We start from the raw sequence: 22,845 nt of genomic DNA on the forward strand, positions 1-22,845 counted from the left end.
GGTAGCATTGTGTTCGCAACGTATCCCCACGGCAGCGCGCATGCAGCCGTGTCGTGCTTGGCTTGCGGCCTTCTGCACTTCGTCAACGGCGTCAGGGGGAAGATATTGGCCGACGAAGGGGACGGGGGCGGCGGATCGTCCAACTCATTTCCGTAATCAGGTTTTGCAGCAGCCGCTTGCGCTCAATCTGCGGCTCTCGCCCAAGGTCCTTGCCATTCAGCAGAGGACATCGAAGACGAAGAACAGCATCCTGTCCTAGTCACCTCTGGACTAGCTCAGCCGGAAGAATCGAGAGCCGTGGCCCGAGAACGACGCTTAGGGTGGTTGCGCACTACTTATTCGTTCAGGGATTGAAAAACCGAAGGCCGGCTCTGAGAATCGGCTTTTGTCTTTTAGGTCGCGCCTGTGCGAAGCGCAGCCCCTCGAACTCACCAGCGATGGCGGTGGTGCCTCCACCCATAGTGGTGACCACGACCTCGGTACCATCCATAATGGTGGCCACGCCCCCGGTGCCACCCGTAATGATGGCCGCGGCCGCCCCGGTGTCCTCATCGGTGCACGTGGCCGTGACCGTGGCCGCCCTTGACTTGGATTACGGCATTATCGGACGCGCCAAGCACGCCAGGTGCTGCAACGGAAATCGCCGAAGCGGTTTGAAGTGAGGCGATGGTAGCGGCACAGGCCGCAAGCCTGATTACGAAAAACCTTCTCGTGTAAGCGCGTCTCCTCCGATGAACTGGCGTTTTCGCGGCAACGTAAGAAAGTCTCTCTGAGCCATGCGAGTTCCCCTCAAATCCTGACATTGTTTGGCTTTGAGGATTGGGACTCTCATCAGAGATCAGGCGAGCGCGGCAACCTATGTATCGCGGCGGCCCCGTGGCTTTCCCCAAACTCAGAAAACTCCCGTGCCAGCGGAACGCCCTTTCATTGACGACATTAGGTGTGTGAGACCGTCGCCCGCTGTTTAGACAAGCAGCGCACGTCGCAGGATAGCCAAAGGTCGATAGCGATGGACCCGCTGTCTAGCAACCAGCGTCCGCGTAGATAGCAAAAAGCAACGGTCTCCGCATTTTCCATAGGATGGTGCCTGCCTGGTTCGAGGCAGATTGTGGTCGCGAAATTCAACCTGATTGCGGATCGAGAGTATGCGAAACTTCTCGATGACCAAACGCACAGCCATGCAATCAGGCGTGAGATCGGTGAGCACCTGCGCACAGTGCTAAGGGAGCAAACCGATTTGCCTCCTAACCTAGAAAGGAAAATGCAGCAACTTCGCGCGCTAGACGAGGCGCCGTCGATCAGCCCGCACGAGGAAAAGTCCGCAACTCGATCCGCAAGGTCGCTCGCCGAGATCGGGCGCTTGCTCACGTGGTGGCGACGCAAAAGCTGATTCAGATTATCCCGATGAGGATGGAAACCTCAAATCTCGACGAAAAGAGGCGCTTAGCCCAGACTCCTTCGGTACTGGCTATTCCTCCTTGTCGTACATTGAAGTCTTGCCTCTCGACAGGATCAAGATCGATCGGTCCTTCGTCGCCTCGCTGGGGCAGAGCGAGCGGTCGCTGGCCATCGTACGCGCGGTGATCCGCCTTGCCCACGGCCTAGGGGTGCCGGTGCTCGCGGAGGGGATCGAGACCGACGCCCAGATGTCGCTTCTCCGGCAACAGGGTTGCGACGAGATGCAGGGATACTTGATCGGCCGGCCTCGCAGCCTGGCGTCTGAGCAAGGCGAGACGCTTCGGCTCCGAGCCTTCGATATCCTGGGTAAGCGCCCGCAGGGCCGGCTCGCGAGGAGCGAAGGAACCCGGCCGCCAGGCTGCCGCCTCCACGCAAGCGGCAGGCGACTTAGTGCAGCTTCTGGCGCAGCTTTCTGATGATCTCGCGGAGGCCGTTCGCGTACTCCTCGATGACGCTTCGAGCTTCCTCGACCCGGGAGGGCTTGGCTTCCTCAGCCGGCTTTGGTTTCTCGGGCTCAGCCATGCGCGATGGTTCGACGGGACGAAGATTGGGCCGTTGAGCTAGATCAACGGTTCAGACGAACTAGGTTCCGACAGCGAATTAGGACACTTGTGGTCAGATACGGGCAAGAGCAAGACTGGAAAGTTCATCGTCGCCGCACCAACTCGTTAGGGCTATTCGGATTTGAGCGTAGTTTGGATGACGAGTTCAACCGGTCTCGATCAGGTCTTGTTGCGGCGGCCTCCTTGCGCTTCCGCTGATCGATTTATCAGTCGCGTTGGATCTCGGGCTTGTCGTACAAGACGGCGTTCAGCAGCGAGCTGTTGACCTCGATCTTTCCGTTGTAGTTGATCAAGCCGAGCTTGCGAAACTTGTTCATAAAAAAGCTGACGCGGGATCGGGTCGTTCCGATCATCTCGGCCAATGTTTCCTGGCTGATGTTGGGGCTGATCAGTTGAGGGCTCCCCTCCTTCCCGAAATTCGCCAATAGGAGAAGCAGGCGCGCCAACCGTTTTTCACTGGAATTGAAGAGCTGGTCGATCAAATCCTCTTCGATCCGACTATTTCGGGTGAGCAGGTAGCTCATGAACAATTCGGAGAACTTAGGCTGATCGCGCAAGGCGGCGAGCATGGCGCTTTTCGTGATCGCCGTGATCAAGCAGGACTCAATCGCCGTCGTTGTCGCAATCCGCAGCGAATGACCGTTCATGCAGCCTTCGCCAAAGAATTGGCCCGGCACCAAGATACCGACGACAGCTTCCTTGCCTTGCTCAGATACGACGACAACCTTCACCCGCCCCTTCTGGATGTAGAAGATCGTATTCGCCTCGTCACCAAGGGTGAAAATGACGTCGCCCTTGCCGAGTTCAAGGATGGTCTTTCCCTCGCCCACGTTGGCGAGAAAATCCCTCGGGTCATATGGTGTGTTGGTCCTGCCGGCCATGCCGATTTTGGTCCTCATGACGTCTACTTTGGCCGGCCGCCTGAAGGCGGTGCCAATAAACCAGCCGCGCGGATGGACCCGTCGTCCCGTCATCAGAGCGAGACTCCGCGCCTTGGCGAAGCGAACGTTGGGACCAGCCGATCTCTGCCCATCGGCGACTAGATCACGGCTTTGAACTTGCCCGTCGTTTTGCATTCCGGACACTCGAAGATCCGGACTTCGTGACCAGGCTGGTCGGGCTCGATGCAAACGAGCCGCATAGGCTTGCCGCACCTGAGACACGGGTGAATTCCGAACTCGGCGCGGTTGAACAGTGGGTTTGGCTGGATAGATGACATCTGCTTTCCCGGAAGTTAGGCGGCAGCATTACCGATCTCTCCGTCGCCGATAACTGCCTGTCGGAGCGGCGATGGACCCAGTCTGCCTCAACTCGTGGCAGCGGGGCTGGTCAATATTGACCAAAACCCCGAGTTCGGATGGCAGGTGTCTTCTGGCGGAACTGTTGGTTGGCGGGAAAGTCTCAGGAGGAGCAGTCCGTCCTCTATCGATCGGATCGCACGTGGCAAGTTCACCAAGGCAGTGAGACGACGGCATTGCAGGCACTGCTTCGGAATATACTCGCTGCCGGATGGCAACCAATGCTCCGAAGGTCCGGCAAATGCTGCATGGGCATGCGGCATCGATCGCAGATCATCAGGTCTTCTTCCGGCAATTCCATAGCATCGGTCACGTGAGCTCAGTGCCAGAGTTATCAGCATCCGGCTGAGCAAATCTGACCACAATCTGAACTAAAGCTTAGGCAATCCTGGTGGAATCGCGGAAGCTGATCGATTGCCTTCCGTTCTACCAAATTGCCGGTGGGCAACGATGCGGAGCGCTCCGTCCGGAATCGCCTACAGCATCAGGGCTTTGTCAGCAGGAGCGATTATCCAAGTCTTGTCTTGGAGCTCGCGCGATCAACACGCTGGCGCCATGCGTTGGCCGAATGTCCTGAGCAACGTGGTCGAGGCCGGTGAGGAAGGCTTCGCGCTGCCGCATAGTTGGGAGCGTCAGGCTTCGCCGGAACCGGAAAATAGCACGGTCGGTGGCGTGGCCCGCTGCGTTGGAAGGGGCCGTCCGCTCGCTGCGCCCGGCCTGCTCCTGAGATCGTACCGCTGAGCCAGGTCAAGTAGCCGCCGCTTGGTAAATGGATCCGCGGCCTCCGCCAGATCGCGCGCCCGTTGCGCAAAGCCTCTGTAGAACTCTTCCATGACGCACCCCCGCAACATTCACTGAAAGCCTAATCTCAACGGCTTGCGGCACCCACGTCAAGCCTGATGGATGCGCTTGCGTACACGCCAAGAGCGGGATTACGATCCAAGCGGCAGGGGGAAATCCAGTGGCAGTGCTCTATCCCATCCGGAAGGCGTGCCCGACGTGCGGCAAGCCGATGGCGGCCGTGACCGACGATCTTGCCGAGGGACGGCTGCGCTACGTCTGCACCGTTTGCGAGCAAGACCCGTTGCACAACCCGACCGCCCGCAATTGGGCCGACAGCCCGCTGAGGCCTCCGGAAAAGTAACGGTCTGCGGCGGCCGAGAGACGGGACCCGGAGTGCCCAGGAGTCCGGGCTCCGCCTCGCCACGCTATCGGGGCCGAAGTGCCCGATGCAGGTCAATTCTGGATCAGTCGTTGGGTTCGCTTTGACCCACCTCAACTTTCGGGGAGCGCCCTAGGTAGTCATCCGCAATTTCGCCGGCAGCGGGCAAGGTGCATGGTGGGGTCATGCGGCGCCAGATCCTGTTCAACTGTCCGCGCACGCGAATGAACGTCCAGCTTTCCCTGGACGACGAAGCGCTTGAGTGCAGAAAACCCGAATATACCTATGCGGCGGTGCCATGCCCGGCCTGCATGTCGCTGCACATCGTCAACAGCACGACGGGCAAGATGGTCGGCGATCTCGCCGCGATGCACCATTGATTGCTACTCGCGGCGACCTGCTCCCCTCTGAGACCTGCTCCCCTCTGAGAGGTGGTAAAACAGAAATGCCGCCTCTCCCGATGGAGACTTGCGTCAGCTTGGCCGCGTTCGTGCCAGCGAGACCTAGGCGGCAAATGCCAGTCTCCTCTGCGCAGTGGGTTGAGGATTTGGCTGCTGCAGAGGCGTGCCGAGAAGCGGATCGCCACTGTGCGGAATGCAAGTCCCGATGTTGCTCAGTAGCCGTTTGGCTTGGATGTCGCGTGCCTTGGAATAATCCCGTCGTCGTTCGAAATTGAGTGCCGCCGATCTATCCCAAGCCTCGAAAGCGTCCGCGTAATGCCTCCGCATCTGCTCCTCGGCGGATAGGCAGTCCGCGAATTTCTCGAACACCAGATCGGTGTTGACCGGCGTCACGCCGCCGACCAGAACGACAAGCATCCATTTCATGAGGACCGCGCTCGCTTTCCAGCCAATCTGGCGGTCCCGGTATCAGCCGCTGCCGTCTCCAATTCGGCTTTACGTCTTAAGACTCCTATTCTCGATCTTGTTCCCCAGATCCCGAGCGGCGGCGGGAACGGCGGTCCCCAGCGGGTAGTTTGAGTTTCCATTAACAGGCTGTCCCCGCTGGTGCTTGAGCACCGCCTCCCTGGTGTTGCCCGGTACTGCATCTCCGTCTGCATCATGGTCGTTTGCGCAGTGCTGCAGATGGCGCTCCGGATGCAGACCGGGGCACCCGGCGACTTCCTGCTGCAACGGAATAGGTCTTCCGGTTCGGGTCGGCGCGACAGGCGCTGGCCCATGATCTCGACATGGCCGGCGTCAAGCTCGTCGAGGCCAGCAACGCAGGAAAGGATCGTCTACTTCCCGCTTCCGGAAAGGCCGACCAAGACGACCAACCGGGCGGTCATTCGCCGGTCGAATAGGCATTGGCCACCTCTGGAGGATTTTCGCCGAGCTCATTGACGGCGGCCTCGAACCGTCCGAAGCGCAACGCCAACGCAGGCAGAATGAGCAAATTCAGAGCCATCGAGGTCAGCAGACCACCGAGAATGACGAGCGCCATGGGGCCCTCGATCTCACGGCCGGGATCTCCCATTCCGATCGCGAGAGGCAGGAGCCCAAGCGCGGTGACGAGCGAGGTCATCAGGATGGGCGTCAGTCGGTCGCCGGCGCCTTTGATTGCAGCTTCAAGATCCCAGGGCATGCCATCAATTTCGACCAAGCGTTCATAGTGCGATATCATCATGATCGAGTTGCGCAACGTGATTCCGAACAGTGTCACGAAGCCGACCATTGAACCGAGCGAGAGCACGCCTCCGGTTGCAAATACAGCGAGCACGCCGCCGACGAGGGCGAAGGGCAGATTGACAAGGACGAGCAGCAGGTTTCGCCAGTTCCGCGTCACGATCGACAGGAGCATAACGATGCCGACGGCGGCGATCGACGAATGGATCAGCAGGTCCCGCCGGGATTGTGCCTGCGCTTGCGCTGTGCCGGTGAACTCGACGTAGACCCCACTCGGGCGTTCGACATGGGTTGCAACCGCTGCCTGAGCTTCCTGCACGAATGACGCGACGTCGCGGCCGGCAACGTTCGCCGTCACTGTCTGAACGCGCCGGCCGCCGAGATGAGAAACCTGATATCGGCCGGCGGTTTCGTATACATCCGCAATTTGCTTCAGGAGTACAAAGCTGCCGCTCGGCGCCCGCAGGGCGAGGTCCCCAACTTTCGCGATGTTATTGCGGCTCGCGGCGTCGAGCACTGTGATGACGTTGAAAACCCGGTTCCCGTCATAGCTCTGACCGACGACATCGCCTTGATAGGCGGTGCGCACTAGGTCAAGAACGTCCACCGCGTCGAAGCCCCAGCGCTCTACAACCTTTTTCCGGAGCCTAATGGTGAGTTGCGGCATGCCAGGCGGCGATTGCAGCTGCACTTCCGTCGCGCCTTGGATCCCGCCGACGGTGCGCGCTACGTCGCGCGCCGTGCGATCGAGCGTGTTGAGATCGTCGCCAAAGATGTTGATGATAACGGCGGCCGTGTAGCCCGATAGCGATTCCTCGACCCGCTCCGTCAGGAACGGCTTGACGGCGAAGTTTACGCCCGGGAATCCGACGAGGGCCTTGCGCACGTCGGCCTGAGCGCCTTCCGCTTCGTCACCGGATAGCCCAGGCTTGAGGTCGACCTCGAACTCGCTGTAATGCGTACCCCAGGTGTCGTCCGCTTTCTCCGCCCGGCCGATCCGCTGGGAGATCGAGCGCACCACTGGCAGGGCAGCCAAAGCCTTGGTGACGAGCGCGCCAAGGCGCTCCGATTCCGCGATCGAAGTGCCCGGCACGGCCGACATGTGCAGGATGAAATGTCCTTCCTTGAGCTCAGGAAGGAAGGCGCTTCCGAAGAACGGGAGGGCGGCACAGCCGGCCAAAGTAAAGGCCATAGCGGCGGTGATCGCAGTCCGTGGATGGACCGCGATGTTCCGCAAAATTCGCTCATAGCGGCCGCGTGTCCAGCGAACGACGGGCGGCTCTCTAGCCGCTCCCGCGCCTTCGTCTTGTCGTCCGCGACCCGCGAGCAACAGCATCGAGAGCGCCGGCGTCACGGAAAGCGCGACGACAAGCGATGCCAGGATCGCGAAAATGTAAGCGGCGCCGAGAGGCGCAAAGAACCGGCCGGCGAGACCCGGCAACGTCAGCACGGGCAAGAAAACAAGAACCACCGCGAGGGTAGCGTAAATCACGGCTCCGCGCACTTCGAGCGAGGCGTTGAGCACGACGCGGGCTGCGGACCGCGGATTGGGCAAACGCCTGTTCTCGCGCAAACGTCGGACGATGTTTTCAACGCCGATCACCGCGTCATCGACAACTTCGCCGATGGCGATCGCGAGGCCGCCCAAGGTCATGGTATTCAGGCTCTCGCCCAGCGCGTTCAAGGTGATGACTGCGGCCAGCAGCGAAAGCGGAATCGCCGTGCAGGCGATGGCCGCCGTACGCAGATCGAAAAGGAACAGGAACAGCACCCCGACGACGAGGATGTCGCCGAGGATCAGCGACTCCCGGACATTATTGTTGGCCGTATCGATGAAGTTCGCCGGACGGAAAAGGTCGGCGTGAAGGATGACGCCATCCTTCTCGATCACCGGCCGCAAGTCCGCCAGCGCGTCTTCGACACGCTGCGTCACCTCGACGGTATTGGCGCCGTACTGTCCCGAGATCGCCAGGATTACGCCGGGCTTGCCCATGATCGTCGCGCCACCGATCGGCGGCTCCGGCGCATGGACCACGTCGGCAACGTCGACCAGCAGCACGCTCGAAGCGCCCTGGTTCAGCAAGACAGTGTGGGCAACATCTTCCGCCTTGAGCGACTGCCCCTCCGTCTGAAAGACGATGCGCTGATTGGTCGTGTCGATAAAGCCCGCGCCGCGCACGCCGGTCGCCTTCTTCGCTGCGGCCAGAACGTCGTCGAGGGTTAGAGACCCCCGGCACGGCAAGAAGCCGCAGCCGCAGCGTCCAATCGGCGATGGTGCGCATATCCATCAGCGAACGCTTGTCGGAGGTGAGCCCCGCCACCAGGACGGTACTCGTCGAGGAGGTCAGCGGCGTCATCGCCGGGGATTGTGTCCCCGCGGGGAGTTGCTGGGCCGCGACCGCCAGGCGTTCGGCCACCACTTGCCGATCTCGGTAGATGTCACTTCCGGACGCGAAAACAACCGTGACGACCGAGAGCCCCTGGATCGATGTGGAGCGCAGCGATTGCACGCCGGGAACGCCGTTAACGGCGTTCTCGATGGGCTGGGTCACAAGGACCTCGATCTGCTCCGGGGTCAGTCCGGGGGCCTCGGTTTGGATGCCGACCTGGGGCGGCGCGAATTCCGGAAAGACATCGTATTTCGCGCGGACGACCGAGAGGATACCGTAGCCGAGCAGCACCAAGGCCAAGGCCAGGACGATGCCGCGGAAGCGGATGGCGAAACCGATGATATTCGCTTGCAATCCCGACTGCTTTGCGGCGAGACCGGCGTTGGCCCGCGTCATTTGTTGTCCTCGCCGACCTGGATTTGCGCCCGGAACTCCTCGGACAGCAGCATCTGGGCTCCCTGGGCCACAAGCTCGGGGATGGGTTGGGGGAAATCCTTGGCTGCGCCTTCGGGCATGGGTGCGTCAGTGTGAATTTCGAGGCGCGTAAATGTATCTGCGCCGGTGCGCAGATAGACCCAGGCACGCCCCGTCCACCACACGACAGCCGAGCGCGGAAACTTCGATTGCATCGATGGGCGCACCGGATGGCAGGAATGCAAGAACGTTCATTCCTGGCAGCAGATTGCTTGCGGCATCGGCCGAGTAATAGAAACTCAGACCTTGGATTTTCGGGTCCGTTTGCGTGGCGGGCGAGAGGAACTCGACCTGATGCGGTGTGGCACTTGCGCCGAATTGAACCGTCGCGCTCGGTGCGGCGACGCGGAAGCCCCAGGAGGCAGCGTGATCTGGAGGAGAAAGGTCTGACGTTCGATCAGCCGGCTCACCAACGGGCTGCCGTCGACGAGTGCGGAATCCGAGGCAAAGCGGCCACCGATTCCGACGGAAGGCGGCCACCGATTCCGATCGAAAGCGGCCGCCCAATCCGAACGAAGGCGGCCACCCTGTTGATAGGGTGAGCCAGGGGGCGTTGTCGGCAATCTGAACGGGGCAAGGTCCCTCCTTTTGCGGTTCACGCAATGGGAGGTCTGATGCCCGCCGAGAGATTGCCGATGCGGAAGATTCGAGAAGTTCTACGCCTGAAGTATGCCTGTGGGGTGAGCGATCGGGTGATCTCCCGATCGGTCGGGATCGGCCGCACGGCGATCGCGGAGTATGTCCGCCGCGCCGCGGTGATCGGCATCACCTGGCCGATACCGGAGGAACTCGACGACACAGCACTGGAGCGCAAGCTGTTTGCGCCGGCCGGCTACAACCCGCCGCGATCGAAGCCACTTCCGGATCGGGGGCATGTCCATGCCGAGTTGCGCCGCCGCAGCGTAACGCTGGCGCTGCTGTGGGAGGAATACCGCGGCCATCATCCCGACGGCTACGGCTACAGCCGGTTCTGCGATCTTTACGTCGAATGGCGCCACGGGATTACGGCGACCATGCGACAGACCCACGCGGCCGGCGAGAAGCTGTTCGTGGACTTCGCCGGCGATACCGTGCCGGTGTTCGACGGGCTCACCGGGAAGGTGCGCGCCGCCAAGATCTTCGTCGCGGTCATGGGAGCGTCGAATTACACCTTTGCCCAAGCCCGGTTCAGCGAGGCGCTGCCCGACTGGATCGGCGCCCATGTGGATGCGCTCACCTTCCTGGGTGGGGTGCCGAAGGCGCTCGTCTGCGACAATCTGAAGGCCGGGGTAACGGTGGTGAGCCGCTACGAGCCAGGCGTCAACCGGACCTACCAGGATCTTGCCGCCCATTACGGCACCACCCTTATGCCGGCGCGGCCCCGCAAGCCGCGCGACAAGGCCAAGGTGGAGGCGGCGGTTCTCATCGTCCAGCGATGGATTTTGGCGCGGTTGCGCAACCGGCGCTTCTTCTCACTCGCCGAGTTGAACGTTGCGATCCGCATCCTGGTCGATGAACTCAACGCCCGCCTGATGCGCAAGCTCGGTGCCAGCCGCCGCGAGTTCTTCGACACCATCGATCGTCCGGCCCTGATGCCGCTGCCGGCCGAGCTCTATCAGTACGCCGAATGGCGTCGTGCCCGTGTGGCGCCGGATTACCATGTTGAAGTTCAGGGACACTTCTACTCGGTGCCATCCCGCATGATCCGCCAGGTTGTCGAGGTGCGGGCCACCGAAGCCACTATCGAGGTGTTCCATCGCGGCACCCGCATCGCCAGCCACGCACGCTCGGGCGTGAAGCGCCGCCACACCACGATCCCCGAGCACATGCCGAGCGCGCATCGCCGATACGCCTTCTGGACGCCCGCGCGTCTGCTGGCCGCCGCCGAGAAGATCGGTCCGTCCACGGTCGCGCTGTGCGAGGCGATCATGCGGACAAAGCCCCATCCTGAGCAGGGCTTCCGATCCTGTCTCGGCATCCTGCGGATGGAGAGGACCTATGGGGCGCAGCGTCTCTAGGCCGCATGCCGCCGTGGTATCAGCATCGGCGCAGCGAGCTATCGGTCGATCGCCTCGATCCTCAAGACCGGCCTGGACAAGGCCTTCCTTCCCGACACCGCCCCCGACGCCGATCCCATCCAGCACGGCAAGATCCGGGGCCGCGGCTACTACCACTGACCAGCAACAAGGAGACCTTATGCTCAGCAACCATACCCACGAACGTCTCGCCGCTCTCGGGCTCGCCGACATGGCCAAGGCCTTCGATGATCAGCAACGCCAACCGGACGTCACCGCACTGACCTTCGAGCAGCGCCTCGGCCTGATGATCGATCGCGAAGCAACCGAGCGGGAGAACAAAAGGCTCATCGTGCGCCTGAAGTTCGCCTCGCTACGGCAGACCGCAATCGTCGAAGATGTCGATCTGCGCGCTCCGCGCGGCATCGACCGCGCCTTCTTTGCCAAGCTCGTCGATGGCGATTGGATCAGCCGCAAGCAAAATTTGCTCATTGCCGGGCCGACCGGCGTCGGCAAGAGCTGGATCGCCTGCGCGCTCGGCCACAAGGCATGCCGCGATAATCGATCCGTCTTATATCATCGCTTGCCAAGGCTGTTCGAAGCTCTTGCGCTCGCCCGCGGCGACGGACGCTACGCGCGGCTCCTCAAAACGCTATCGAGGGTCGATTTGCTCATCCTCGATGACTGGGGCCTCGCTCCGCTTACCGGCGAGCAACGTCGCGATCTCCTCGAAGTCGTCGACGATCGCCACCAGCGCGGATCGACCATCATCACCAGCCAGGTGCCGATCGAAAATTGGCATGAGGTCATCGCCGACCCGACCATCGCCGACGCCGTCCTGGATCGACTCGTCCACAATGCTCACCGCCTCACACTCAAGGGAGACAGCATGCGAAAGATCACTGCGCAGCGCGCCAATCTTGACGCAGCCAAGAAAACCTGACCCAACTCCTCATGCCGGCAACGACACCCCGGCCGCCTTCGTCGGAACAGGTGGCCGCCTTCGATCGGAATGCATGGTCGCGTTCAATCGGAATCCCTGGCCGCAATCCCCGGAATCCGCAACGAGCGCCTTGCCGATGACCGTCCCCCACTCCTGCAGCGCCGTTGCCTTTAGCGTTCTGACCTGGGCCTCTGCCGTTGCGACACCGGCTTGATCTGTGGCGAACGTCGCCTCGGCCGTCTGTAGCTGCGCCAGGGTCCTGATATTGTCCTTGGAAAGTGTCTGCGCGCGCTCCAACGCAGCCTTCGATGCAGCGATCCTGGCTTGGACACTCTGAAGCTGGGCGACGGCAGTCACGTAGCTGTTGTCCAACGCGACCAGCTTGTCGAGATCGAGCACGGTTCCGTAGACGCGGATTTGGTCCTGGTGTTGCGTCGCTTTTGGCTTGATGACCAGGACCCCGCTCAGCTTGCGCGTCGCGGCAGTCAGGGTCACGACGGGCTGACCATCGCCGTCGATCGATACGCGCAGAGGCGCTTTGAGCGGCCGCTCTCGTTCAGCCTCCAACGCTGCCTCGCCTCGTCCGGCGAGGAACCCCCCCAAACGACAAGCGCGCCAAGGCCTACAACCACTGCAAGGGTAACCAAGGCTCGAACGATTCGGCGCGCAGATCCATCAGGGCTTGTGTGCTGCCTAACGGCCACGTCCATCTCCATCGCCATTTTTCGATAGCTCTATCTTGAGCGAATGCTGTCCGAAATCCTTTCGGAACTGCTTGCGCAGACCAAGCAGACCAACCAAAGCGACCGTTGTAAACGCCGCTCCGGCCAGGAATGTCGCGATGGGGCCGTAGACATCCCAGAGTGCTCCCGCGACCACGCTGGCGGCGAGCATGGCACCCCCGCTCGCGAGATTGAACACCCCAAACGCAGTTCCGCGCAGATCGGCAGGCGCGGTATCTGCCACCAATGCCGCAAACAATCCTTGGGTGAGGCCCATGTGCAGATCCCAAAACACGACGCCAAGCAGAAGGATCGGCATCGATGACGCCAATGCCAGGAGCAGATCGGCCACCACGAGCGTGGCGACGCCGACGATCAGGACAGCTTGATGCCCAAACCGGTCAGAGAGCACCCCGGCAGGGTAAGCCGCGAGCGCATAAGCGAAGTTCATAACGACCAAGACGATGGGTACGAGTCCGACGGCGAGGCCCACGTTCTGAGCTCGTAGAATCAGAAAGGCCTCGCTGAACCGGGCCAACGTCAGCACCACCGCAACGGCCACCACGGCCCAGAACGGCCGCGGGAGCTGCCAGACATCGGCGAAGTGCGGCTTGAACTTCGCCACAGCGCCAATTGCCCGTTCCGGCTCCTTCACCCCGAACACCATCAAGCCAACTGCGGCGAACGCTGGGACGACCGCTATCCAGAACACCGCGGCGTAATTGTCGCCAGTGAGGTGCATAAGCCCGATTGCGGTGAGAGGGCCTAGGAATGCACCGATTGTGTCGAGCGACTGTCTTAAGCCGAAGCTCGCTCCCATCAATGCCGCGGGCGCGAGGTCCGCCACCAGTGCATCGCGCGGCGCGCCGCGGACGCCTTTTCCGACCCGGTCAAGGAAACGGGCAGTCAGGATCCACTCAATCGTCGTCGCGAGGGGGAAGATTGGCTTGGTGAAGGCGGCAAGACCGTAGCCGATGGCGGCCAGCATCTTGCGGCGGCCGAGCCAATCGGACAGTGCGCCCGAAAAAATCTTGGTGATCATCGCGGTGGCTTCGGCAACACCCTCGATGAGTCCGACTGTCAGTGTCGAGGCTCCGAGCACGGCGACGAGGTAAACCGGCAGGAGCGCGTGGATCATCTCGGATGAGAGATCCATGAACAGCGACACGAATCCGAGCGGCCAGATTCCGCGCGGCAGGGCTCGAAGCGCCGTCGAGGCGGTCAGAGCGTGGTCAGCCATTCCGCGATTTCCCTCGCTTCGAGGAGTTTGGAGTGTCGGGATCCAGCGGGCCAGTGCCGCCGTCATTCGTGTCTACGATGCCTTCTTGCGCATAGACCTCATCGGCGAATGTCCGCAGGGCGGTGTCACAGGTCTTAAGTATTTCGTCCGGCTGCTCCATCCGCGCGCCTGGGAAAAAGTCGCGCGCCTTGATCTTGGCAAGCCAGGCAGAGAGCTTGTCGAAGTCGTCTTCGATCTCCTCAAGCTCCGCGAACGTAAACTTCCGGCGCTTAGTTTCCTTTTCGATCTCGGCGAGAAATTCGCTGGAGCGCGCGCCGAACTCGTCGTATTCGCGCGTTCGGTCGGCTTGAAACCGCGCCACGATGGCTTGCTCTTCTTCCTCATTGACTGCGGTGACAACAAAAACGTTGGCGCTACCGCCTTGGAAGTCGCTCGCGAGGTGATGGAACCGGCCTCGGCCTTTCGATTGTGCGTCGCGTAGCCGAACGGTGTCACGGTTCGATCCGCCTCGAGAACACGAGGCCGCCCGGCGAGCACGGGCTAATTGCCAGCGCCAGCTTTCCCGCGGTCCCGGAGATCAAGTCCCAATCGTAATTGGCGAACTTATCGAGTGTACGGGCGACTGTCTGCGACTCTTCATCGACTATCACCGCAAAAAGTACCGGGTTATAAGGACCCGGGGCGTCTATCGGCCGACAATGTCCAAAGGGAAATGGGCGGCGAGGTAGACCCGGGCCCAGCCTACGCAGAGCCCGAGGGCGGCGGCTAGGGCCCCGGCACGACGTGCCGGCGTTGAGGCGGACACCCAGAGGCCAAACCCATCGCAAAGAGTATGGCGCTGTGATCGCTCGGGAAAGACTATCCGGAGCGTGATTGAGGAAGTTTCGGGTATGTAGGATTGCGAAGGGTCGCGGGTGCATCCAGAACGATGACACACCGACGGCCAACGGCAGCGCCAGAAGTCTTCGAGATCTACCGGGATAGGAGCGCTACGACGCTCATCTCGGATCGGATCATTTAAAAGTACAAGACGACCGTGGAGAAGATGGTGAAGTCGCTAAAGCTGTCCTTCGCTCTCGAAGCTTTCGCTATATTGTACGTCGTCCGTTCCCGCGATGATCTTCTTGAGCTCGGCCTTTCGCTCGAGGTGGGGCAGCTTCCGAATGTCGCGGCCGTTCAGATAGGGGAGGCCGAAGGCTATTAGGGCGCACACTGATAAAACTTCGGCCACGTGCGCTTCGCTCCGATAACGACCACTCTTGTGCAACCGCAACAGATGACGTCGTGGACCAGAAACTAGATGCTTGCAGCAAAGAGATCCCATCGGTCCGGAAGGCCCTTAAGCTCGTGCGATCCGCGATCGGAGAATTTCAAACCTGATCCAGCCACGAGATCGGTCACGACCCTTGAAACAAGTACCTCATCGGCTTTGGAATTGGCCATGACGCGAGCCGCGACGTGCACGGCAATACCGCCGACATCCCGCCCTCTGATTTCGATCTCGCCGGTGTGAAGGCCGGCGCGCAATGTTAAACCGATCTTCTTTGAAGCGGAAGCGACGGAAATCGCGCATCGAACTGCCCGACCAGGTCCGTCGAATGTCGCGAGAATACCATCGCCAGTGTTCTTGATCAAAGTGCCGCGATGCTTTGCGACCATCTGCTTCGCCAATTCATCGTGACTATCCAGCAATCGACGCCACGTCTGGTCGCCCATCTCGGCGGCACTCCGGGTCGAACCGACGATGTCCGTGAAAAGCACGGTCGCCAATACTCGCTCCAGGTCCATTGATGCAGCTTCCCGTCGGCCGGTAACAAACTCCTCAATGTCTCCATAGAGCGCCTCAACTTCACCGAGCCAGTAACAGTGATCGCCCTCGGCATATTCGACGTACTTTGCCCCGGGAATTTTCTGACCCAGTTTCCGACCCAGGGCGACGGGGACCTGAGCATCTGTTTTGCGGTGCACCACTAAAGTGGGGATCTGCAGTGTGGGGAGGATCGAGGAGACGTCGATCTGCCGGTTGAGTGCCAAGAGCGTCCGCAACGCGCCGGGACTGCTGGATAACCGCTCTAGCTTAGCGAACTGGCTAACGGCGGCGGCGCTGTGCAATTGACTCGGGATGACCGTTTTGATCATGGCTCCGCTACCGAACGACTTGATGATCTGTTCCAAACGAGGCTGCCACAAGTCGTCAGACATCCGATCCGCAGCGCGGGAAAACCCTCCCACGAGAATAAGGTGCGAGACCCTGTCGGGATAGGTTGCCGCGAACATAATGCTCATTGGACAACCCTCAGAGAAGCCGAAAATAATGGCGCAGCGGGATCCAATCTCGTCCATGACGGCGCGGACATCGTCCATGCGTTGCTCGAGTGAGGGCGCGCCGGATATTCTGTCCGACAACCCCTGGCCTCGTTTGTCGAAGCTCACAATCCGGGCGAATCGGGATAGCCGCCGCAAGAACGCCGTGTAGCCTGGGAGCTCATGCATAAACTCGACGTGCGAAAACAGGCCCGGGACCATGATGATGTCGATCGCTCCGTTGCCTATCACCTGGTAGGCAATACTGACCTCACCTGAAAGCGCGTAACGCGTCGGGGGCAAATCGATGTCGGACATTGAGTCGCGTCTCTATGAGCGAGCGACTAGGTATCGGAACGTGTTGTTCAGACGATAGCCGCTGGACGCAGTGCGGTAGCGCTCGATCGCAGCGGCGACTCCTTCGCGGGCACATTCAAAGCTCGAGGCCCGAACCGCGCGCTCGGCTGGTCCCGCGGATAGCATGCCCCTGAGCGCCGTCTCCAAATCGGCATAAATCCAGGGACATGAGACATCCACGACTACGCCCGGTGTCAGGCCCGCTTCGCTCGCGAGCGTTTTGAGCTTGCTTTCGTCCGAGAGCGCAAACGGACCTGGAGCGCCGGGAGGCGGTGGCGGCATCAGCGATCCCAATGCCTTCAGGTGCCCGGCAGCCTCGCAGGTTTCCGGCAAGCCCCAGACTGCGATGATGATGATGCCGTTGGCCTTCACGACGCGTCGCGCTTCACGCAGTGCGTTCACCGGCGAAGCGGCATACTGAAATGCGTTGAAGCCTGTCACGACGTCGAAAGAGCCGTCCTCGTAGGGGAGGGCTTCCATTTCGGCGACGTGGAACTCTCCACCGGGGACGCGACGCCGCGCAATCTCGATGAAGGGCGCAGTAGCATCGACGCCTGCAACACGGCCGATTGCTCTTGAGAAAACCTGCGCTGCGAGCCCAGCTCCACACCCAATATCGAGGATTGACCCAGCCTTCGCGACTTCCGGACGCGCCAGCACGCTCTCATAAAGGGGAAGGAAGGTCGGCTCTTGTACCTCGGCATAGTCACGCGCACGCGCGCCCCACAAGTCCCCTTGGACCGAAGCAGATCCAGCAGATGCGGTTATTGTCACGCTCATTGCTTTCTCCTTCCAAACTTGGCTGGTGGCGCGATCGCTCCAGGTTGCCACATCATCAAGAATACTGAACATTCGTCATGAGCCGCCGGACCCAGACGGCTGCACAATTTAGACGAGATCAATGAAAGGTCTGGGGCCCAGGACCCAGATTCGGTCAGTCCCTGGAGACGCCCCGAGATCCAAGCCCCGCCTCGCGCGCACGGACGATCGCCTGCGCGCGGTTTAGCGTGCCGAGCTTGCCGAAAATGCTGTTGATGTGATTGCGGACGGTTTTCTCGCTCAGCGTCAACGACTTAGCGATCTGCAAATTGCCTAGACCGCGCGCGATCAGGTCGAGCACCTGGCGTTCGCGTGCAGTCAGCTCGAGAAACGGGGTTTCTCCGGATTCCGCGCGCCGATCAGCGAGGACAAATCGTGCCGTCTCGTCAAGAAACTGACGCCACGCAGGCTGATGTTCGAGCAGAAGATGGTTATTGCTTTCCAAGGGCACGAATTCGGCATTCGGGATTGAATGGGCGACCATATGGCCGTCGGCGAACGGCACTCGCCTGTCATTGCGCGCGTGCATGACAAGCGTCGGACTGCGGATATCGGACAGCATGTCGCTAACATCGATGCGGTTATGCGTCCGCATCAGATGCACCACGTTTTGTGGCGAGATCGTCATGCGCTGCATATCCATGAACCAGCTGTATTGCTCCGGCCTGCTGTCGGGTATCAGGAGGGCAGAAAACACCTGGCGGAACGCCGGATTGTCACGCCCCCACCCGAGTTCGACCAGCTTGAGCATCGTCTCGGCTTCATCGACGTCCTGCGGCAATGGATTGTGAGTGAGCTTTCCGCGTGCATAGGCGCCATAAAGAACCAAGTGGCTCACGCGCTCCGGATGACGTGCCGCGTAAGCCATCGCCACCGGCGCTCCCTGGCAGCAGCCGAGGAGAATGAATCGCTTCAGCCCTGACGCGTTGACGACCGCCTCGAGGTCGGCAACAAGATCATCGAATGTCAGGTGCGGGGGATTTTGTTCGGAGAGTCCGCAGCCGCGACCATCATAGCGCGTAAGCGTGTAGTTCCTTGTCAGCTCGGCAAGCCGCGCATTCCAGATTGGGCTCTTCCAATCGTATTCCACATGATTGAGCCAAGTCGCTACCTCGATCATCGCCGGACCTTGGCCGCCCTGAGTATAAGCGATACGGACGCCGTCTGAGGATTTGCAGAACCGGATCTGAGTCATGTCGAATGGTCTAAGTCATTGTAAGGTTCAAGGGAGGCAGCTCGACCAAGCCGCCGGTGCCCGTTACCCTATCACGGCTGCACTGGCCGATTCTTTGAAGATATTTCAATGACTAAAGTGATGCAATGTCAGCAGTATGATTAAATGCGCCTTCCCCTGCCATTGAATTGGAAGGGGTCATCTCGATCGAGAAAGAAGACCCTCGCGTTGAAGCAAGGGTTGGTGGACAAGAATGTCCAGGGAAAATCCGCCCTGATCGGGCGCCGAACCCGTAGGTTCTGGCAGGCCATCCGATGGTCCCCACAATGGTGCTCCTCCTGCTGGAGCATTGGCCCCTTGCGTCTAGATGGGAGGCGGTCACTTCTTGCTCTATTCAGTACCCCCTGGCGAGCATCAACGTGAGCACACGCAGCGTCCGTTCGGGATCGCTCGGGTATTCGGAGTCGTGCGCATGCCCTTATCGAAATAGTCTATCTTCCAGAAGAACGTGCGGCCCACCAAGCTAAAGCGGCCTAAGTCGTGCTCGCCATGCGAGTCATTCTCGGCGGAAAATTCCGAGAAGCTCGTCACCAAAAGCAGCGGCTGTGCCTTCACGCAGTCAGGCAGTTCCGCACCCCCACCATCGGCAGCATCACCTTGCCGCCGCAGAATGCGCTTATGAAGGCGTAATGAGAAGAGCGATCCAATTCGTCATCGCTCTCCTCCGCGTCATCCGCGTCCCGCTTTTGTACGGAGACATGTGGCGGGCCCCGCAGTAGGGACAATCATCGTCACACTGTGCAGACCACAGATCGGTCCACTCACGGCCGCGTTCCGCCCAGTGGTAGTAGTTTCGGATTTGCATGGCCGGCCTCTTAGATTAGGTCAGCGAGCACGGGCACTGATACGACGGTGTTACCGCCACACGCTTCGCAGTATCCCTGGTCCTGGTCGGGCTCTATCTTTGCCGTGTGGTCGCATCTTTCCGTCATGCAGATGGCAGGACACACGGTGTCGGTGATTTCTGCGATGAGCAGATTATCGAGGCTATCGAATCCCTCAATGTCACAAAGCCTCACCGGCTTTATAGCCTTGTAGAAAGAGCAATGGTGGACGTCTCGCTTCTCCTCACTGCCGACCGCCCGAGATAGCAAAGCGGAGCTACTGCGCGCATGGCTCGCGCAGCTGCAGAATAACTCCACCTCGCTACCGACCCGGAATAGGGGGCCGGAGAAGGTACACGCCAGACCGCAATATTGTCTTGGGGTCGTGAAAGAAGGAGGCGTGAGATTGTGGCAAATTGGCAAGGCTATTGGCGCCCTCTCCTGGAACGGCCTAGGGAGAATGTTATGCGGCTCGATCGCCACCTCCTTCCTCCGCATCTCACTCACAAGTGTCAGTGTTGCCATAGGATCAATGGATTGTCGTCAACGGACGGCTCATCGTTTGGGCGCGAGATGGAAACAAGCGATGGTGGTTCAGCTCAGAGCTGGGTCGTGTCCCCGGTGGTGGTGTAGCTCGGTAGAGCAAAGCCGCCCGGACGCGCGCCTCAAATAGCGCCGTAGCGGGCGGGCGGCTTTGCGGTGGTCACCGGCAGTTCTCCGGTAGGATCGGGTTGCGACACGCCAACGCAACCGAGGAACCACCGATGACCGACGATATGATGAACCTGCGCACGCTCGTGGAGAAGACCCCTGATGCCGATCTCTTGCGCGAGATGATCGGCTTTGCCGCCCAGCGGCTGATGGAGCTGGAAGTCGAAGGCCAGGCCGGTGCAGCCTACGGCGAGAAGAACCCCGAGCGTCTGGCCCAGCGCAACGGCTACCGCGACCGGATCTGGGAGACCCGGGCCGGCACCGTCGAGCTTCGCATCCCCAAGCTGCGCAAGGGCTCCTGCTTCCCGGGTTTCCTGGAGCCGCGCCGGATGGCAGAGAAGGCGCTCACCGCCGTGGTCCAGGAAGCCTATGTGCAAGGCGTTTCGACCCGCTCGGTCGACGATCTGGTGCAGGCGATGGGGATGAGTGGCATCTCCAAGAGCCAGGTAAGCCGGCTCTGTGCGGAGATCGACGACAAGGTGAAGGCGTTCCTCGCCCGTCCGATCGAGGGTGACTGGCCGTATCTGTGGATCGATGCCACCTACGTGAAGGTGCGCCAGAATGGCCGCATCGTGTCGGTCGCAGTCATCGTCGCGGTCGGCGTCAACAGCGACGGCCGGCGCGAAGTTCTCGGCATGGACATTGGCCCGTCCGAGGCCGAGACGTTCTGGACGGCGTTCCTGCGCAAGCGCGCCCGCCGCGGCTTGCGTGGTGTCAAGTTGGTCGTCTCCGATGCCCATGAGGGCATCAAGGCCACCGTCGCCAAGGTGCTCAATGCCAGTTGGCAGCGGTGCCGCGTCCACTTCATGCGCAACGCACTGGCCCATGCCGGCAAGAGCGGCCGGCGCGTCGTCTCCGCCTTCATCGCCACCGCGTTCGCCCAGGACGATGCCGAGGCCGCTCGCACGCAGTGGCGCAAGGTCGCTGACCAGCTCCGTCCCAAGCTGCCCAAGCTTGCCGGCTTCCTGGACGAGGCCGAGACCGATGTGCTGGCCTACATGACGTTCCCGCCGCAGCACCGGACCAAGCTGCACTCGACCAATCCGATCGAACGCCTGAACGGCGAGATTAAGCGCCGGACCGAGGTCGTCGGCATCTTCCCCAATGAAGATGCCATCGTTCGCCTCATCGGCGCGATCCTGCTCGAGCAAAACGATGAATGGGCCGTCCAGCGCGCCCGCTACATGACGCTGGAAACCATCGCGCCGTTGAGCGATGATCCCACCGTCAGCCTTCCGGCGATCGCCAGCTGACCTGCCCGGCTCTTGCCGGTGAACGCGGTCTCCCGCCGCCAGCTACACCACGCAACGGGGCACGATCCAGAGCTGTGCGCGACGATTGGCAAGCCACCGCTTCCAACCGAACGCCAAATCCATACCCATCTCCGCAACTAGCAAAAATAGGCGGCGTCTGATAGGCGTGCGGATCAAGCGTGACGGCGTTGACGGCGTTCCATCGATCATAAGCTTGAGATAAATGCGGTAATTCGGCAGCTGCAGAAGACCAATCTCGTCGAACCTCCCATGAAATTCGCGATGGAAATCAGCGTTTCCGGACTACTACCGCGGTGCGTTGCGTGTACCGGCAACCCGGCTCAACCGGATTCCTCCGGGTGGTAAACGCTTTCCACCGCCGTCGCGTTGACGTCGCGCGGGGGGCTGCCGGATCGTTCGCGAAAGACCGGTTCCCTCGTTCGGCATGGACGCCGCCCTCGACGCGATCGTAACCGGACCATTTTCCGGTTCGTCACTTCGCCGGCCAGCGCGCCGGTCCCTGTCGGCGGCCGACTCACCCGTGCGCGTCTTCCCAGATCCGCCGGATGATCCCCAGCACGCTCCTGCTCACATGGAGATTGCGGAAGTGACCGACCTGCCGCGAGGCCTTTGAAGCCGGTCGCTTCGGATCGTAGGTGATTACCTCCTCGTTCCTCCCTGCGCACGCGAGGTGCCCAGACCTATCGCGCACACCTGGAGGTGGCCGGGAGGCACTTTGGTCAATTCGCGCTCCACGCCCGTCGTCGTAACCAGTTGTCCATAGAACTCGAGTTCTCCCTCGATCGCCGCTCGACGCAGCCTTTCGAGGAGCGCGAGCGCTTCTCCATTTCCTTTGATTAAGCCGATCTTATCCGCCCAAGTGACCATCATCAGCAACGGGTATGGACCGAAGAACGGCCTCAATCGGCGTTGAATGTGTAGGCGCAGGGAGGAGCCTGCGGCGGCGGCCATCGCCCACCCGGGGACTCCCGAAAAGATCGCCTCGCCACGACAAGCGGCCGACGTATTAGCATCGAGAGGCGCGAGTCCGGCGCCAGCTCCGATGAGATAAAGCCAAACAGTCATACGATCCGGAAACGCACCGCGGTCAGGAACGGCGAAACGTGTCGGGTCGCGGGGCGCTCCCGCGGAACGCTCGCACCGAATGGGAGAACTGTCGCTTGAAGTCGGCGCGTCGGAGCATCGGCTCGCCGCCGGAGATGTTCGTGGCATTCGCCTTTTCGGTCGATAGTGTCGGGTCGCCGAGCTTGCACCGCATAGGGCGTCGGTGAACCGCAAGCGACCGCAATTCCGATATCATGTCGCCGCCGGGGTGTGCGATCCATATGTCTCCAAGGGCGGACTTCGGTGATCAGCTATGCCACTCGCTGTAATTTTTCGCCGAGCTCAGCGTCTGTATAAAGCTGCTTGTATGCCCGCGCCATCGCGTCGCCTGACGACCGTCGCGCGCGAG

At 61.1% G+C, this 22,845-nt stretch carries 16 protein-coding genes and 3 pseudogenes; 7 read left to right on the forward strand and 12 right to left on the reverse strand.

Going from position 1 to position 22,845, the window contains the following annotated elements; genetic code table 11:
- Positions 1-1,496 precede the first annotated feature (1,496 nt).
- Positions 1,497-1,874 (forward strand): EAL domain-containing protein, encoded by a 378-nt coding sequence (locus tag FJV43_RS18885; protein WP_239629492.1) that lies wholly within the window; start codon positions 1,497-1,499, stop codon positions 1,872-1,874.
- Here the strand turns inward: FJV43_RS18885 and FJV43_RS37160 are convergent.
- From FJV43_RS37160 to FJV43_RS18895, 3 genes are all read right to left on the reverse strand, one after another.
- Positions 1,846-1,980: a hypothetical protein gene (locus FJV43_RS37160; RefSeq protein ID WP_256457605.1), complete on the reverse strand. Its 135-nt coding sequence runs from the start codon at positions 1,978-1,980 to the stop codon at positions 1,846-1,848. The genes FJV43_RS18885 and FJV43_RS37160 overlap by 29 nt on opposite strands.
- A gap of 247 nt (positions 1,981-2,227) precedes the next feature.
- Entirely contained in the window at positions 2,228-2,902 is a 675-nt protein-coding gene (locus FJV43_RS18890) for a Crp/Fnr family transcriptional regulator (protein ID WP_239629493.1), read from the reverse strand.
- 1,049 nt (positions 2,903-3,951) lie between these two features.
- Positions 3,952-4,152, reverse strand: a complete 201-nt coding sequence (locus FJV43_RS18895; protein WP_239629253.1) for a hypothetical protein — start codon at positions 4,150-4,152, stop codon at positions 3,952-3,954.
- 128 nt (positions 4,153-4,280) lie between these two features.
- On the opposite strand from FJV43_RS18895, the gene FJV43_RS18900 reads away from it, so the two are divergent.
- Positions 4,281-4,463: a hypothetical protein gene (locus FJV43_RS18900; RefSeq protein WP_239629265.1), complete on the forward strand. Its 183-nt coding sequence runs from the start codon at positions 4,281-4,283 to the stop codon at positions 4,461-4,463.
- 203 nt (positions 4,464-4,666) lie between these two features.
- Complete coding sequence (locus FJV43_RS18905) at positions 4,667-4,861, forward strand: hypothetical protein (protein WP_239629266.1); 195 nt, start codon at positions 4,667-4,669, stop codon at positions 4,859-4,861.
- Between the two features lie 123 nt (positions 4,862-4,984).
- Here FJV43_RS18905 and FJV43_RS18910 read toward each other — a convergent pair whose 3' ends face one another.
- The 3 genes and pseudogenes from FJV43_RS18910 to FJV43_RS18920 all read right to left on the reverse strand — a co-directional run bounded on the left by FJV43_RS18910 (position 4,985) and on the right by FJV43_RS18920 (position 9,125).
- Entirely contained in the window at positions 4,985-5,308 is a 324-nt protein-coding gene (locus tag FJV43_RS18910) for a hypothetical protein (protein WP_239629268.1), read from the reverse strand.
- Positions 5,309-5,765: 457 nt separating this feature from the next.
- Positions 5,766-8,892: pseudogene (locus FJV43_RS18915) on the reverse strand (efflux RND transporter permease subunit).
- Entirely contained in the window at positions 8,889-9,125 is a 237-nt protein-coding gene (locus FJV43_RS18920) for a hypothetical protein (protein ID WP_239629269.1), read from the reverse strand. Before FJV43_RS18920 ends, FJV43_RS18915 begins: the two are co-directional and overlap by 4 nt.
- A 459-nt stretch (positions 9,126-9,584) precedes the next feature.
- Between FJV43_RS18920 and istA the strand changes: the two are divergent.
- Positions 9,585-11,126 (forward strand): annotated as a pseudogene (istA, locus tag FJV43_RS18925) (IS21 family transposase).
- A 19-nt stretch (positions 11,127-11,145) separates the two neighbouring features.
- Positions 11,146-11,907: an IS21-like element helper ATPase IstB gene (gene istB, locus FJV43_RS18930; RefSeq protein WP_239629271.1), complete on the forward strand. Its 762-nt coding sequence runs from the start codon at positions 11,146-11,148 to the stop codon at positions 11,905-11,907.
- 9 nt (positions 11,908-11,916) lie between these two features.
- On the opposite strand, the gene FJV43_RS18935 is transcribed toward istB, so the two are convergent.
- The 3 genes and pseudogenes from FJV43_RS18935 to FJV43_RS18945 all read right to left on the reverse strand — a co-directional run.
- Entirely contained in the window at positions 11,917-12,474 is a 558-nt protein-coding gene (locus FJV43_RS18935) for a hypothetical protein (RefSeq protein ID WP_239629272.1), read from the reverse strand.
- Positions 12,475-12,600: 126 nt separating this feature from the next.
- A complete protein-coding gene (locus FJV43_RS18940) occupies positions 12,601-13,869 on the reverse strand; it encodes an MFS transporter (RefSeq protein ID WP_239629274.1) in 1,269 nt (422 codons plus the stop codon).
- A pseudogene (locus tag FJV43_RS18945) lies at positions 13,862-14,251 on the reverse strand (Chromate resistance protein ChrB); the annotation flags it as partial. The gene FJV43_RS18940 and the pseudogene FJV43_RS18945, both read right to left, overlap by 8 nt.
- Positions 14,252-14,337: 86 nt before the next feature.
- Between FJV43_RS18945 and FJV43_RS37250 the strand changes: the two are divergent.
- Complete coding sequence (locus FJV43_RS37250; RefSeq protein ID WP_345946196.1) at positions 14,338-14,463, forward strand: hypothetical protein; 126 nt, start codon at positions 14,338-14,340, stop codon at positions 14,461-14,463.
- Between the two features lie 702 nt (positions 14,464-15,165).
- On the opposite strand, the gene FJV43_RS18950 is transcribed toward FJV43_RS37250, so the two are convergent.
- The 3 genes from FJV43_RS18950 to FJV43_RS18960 all read right to left on the reverse strand — a co-directional run bounded on the left by FJV43_RS18950 (position 15,166) and on the right by FJV43_RS18960 (position 18,544).
- A complete protein-coding gene (locus FJV43_RS18950; RefSeq protein ID WP_239629278.1) occupies positions 15,166-16,491 on the reverse strand; it encodes an adenylate/guanylate cyclase domain-containing protein in 1,326 nt (441 codons plus the stop codon).
- Positions 16,492-16,503: 12 nt separating this feature from the next.
- On the reverse strand, positions 16,504-17,382 hold the full coding sequence (locus FJV43_RS18955) for a class I SAM-dependent methyltransferase (RefSeq protein WP_239629280.1): 879 nt from the start codon (positions 17,380-17,382) through the stop codon (positions 16,504-16,506).
- Positions 17,383-17,464: 82 nt separating this feature from the next.
- Entirely contained in the window at positions 17,465-18,544 is a 1,080-nt protein-coding gene (locus FJV43_RS18960) for an alpha/beta fold hydrolase (protein WP_239629282.1), read from the reverse strand.
- A gap of 1,627 nt (positions 18,545-20,171) precedes the next feature.
- On the opposite strand from FJV43_RS18960, the gene FJV43_RS18965 reads away from it, so the two are divergent.
- Complete coding sequence (locus tag FJV43_RS18965) at positions 20,172-21,371, forward strand: IS256 family transposase (RefSeq protein ID WP_239629283.1); 1,200 nt, start codon at positions 20,172-20,174, stop codon at positions 21,369-21,371.
- The last annotated feature ends 1,474 nt before the right edge of the window (positions 21,372-22,845 follow it).

It is taken from the genome of Bradyrhizobium sp. I71, from assembly GCF_022354745.1.
In the GTDB taxonomy this organism is placed as follows: Bacteria; Pseudomonadota; Alphaproteobacteria; order Rhizobiales; family Xanthobacteraceae; genus Bradyrhizobium; species Bradyrhizobium liaoningense.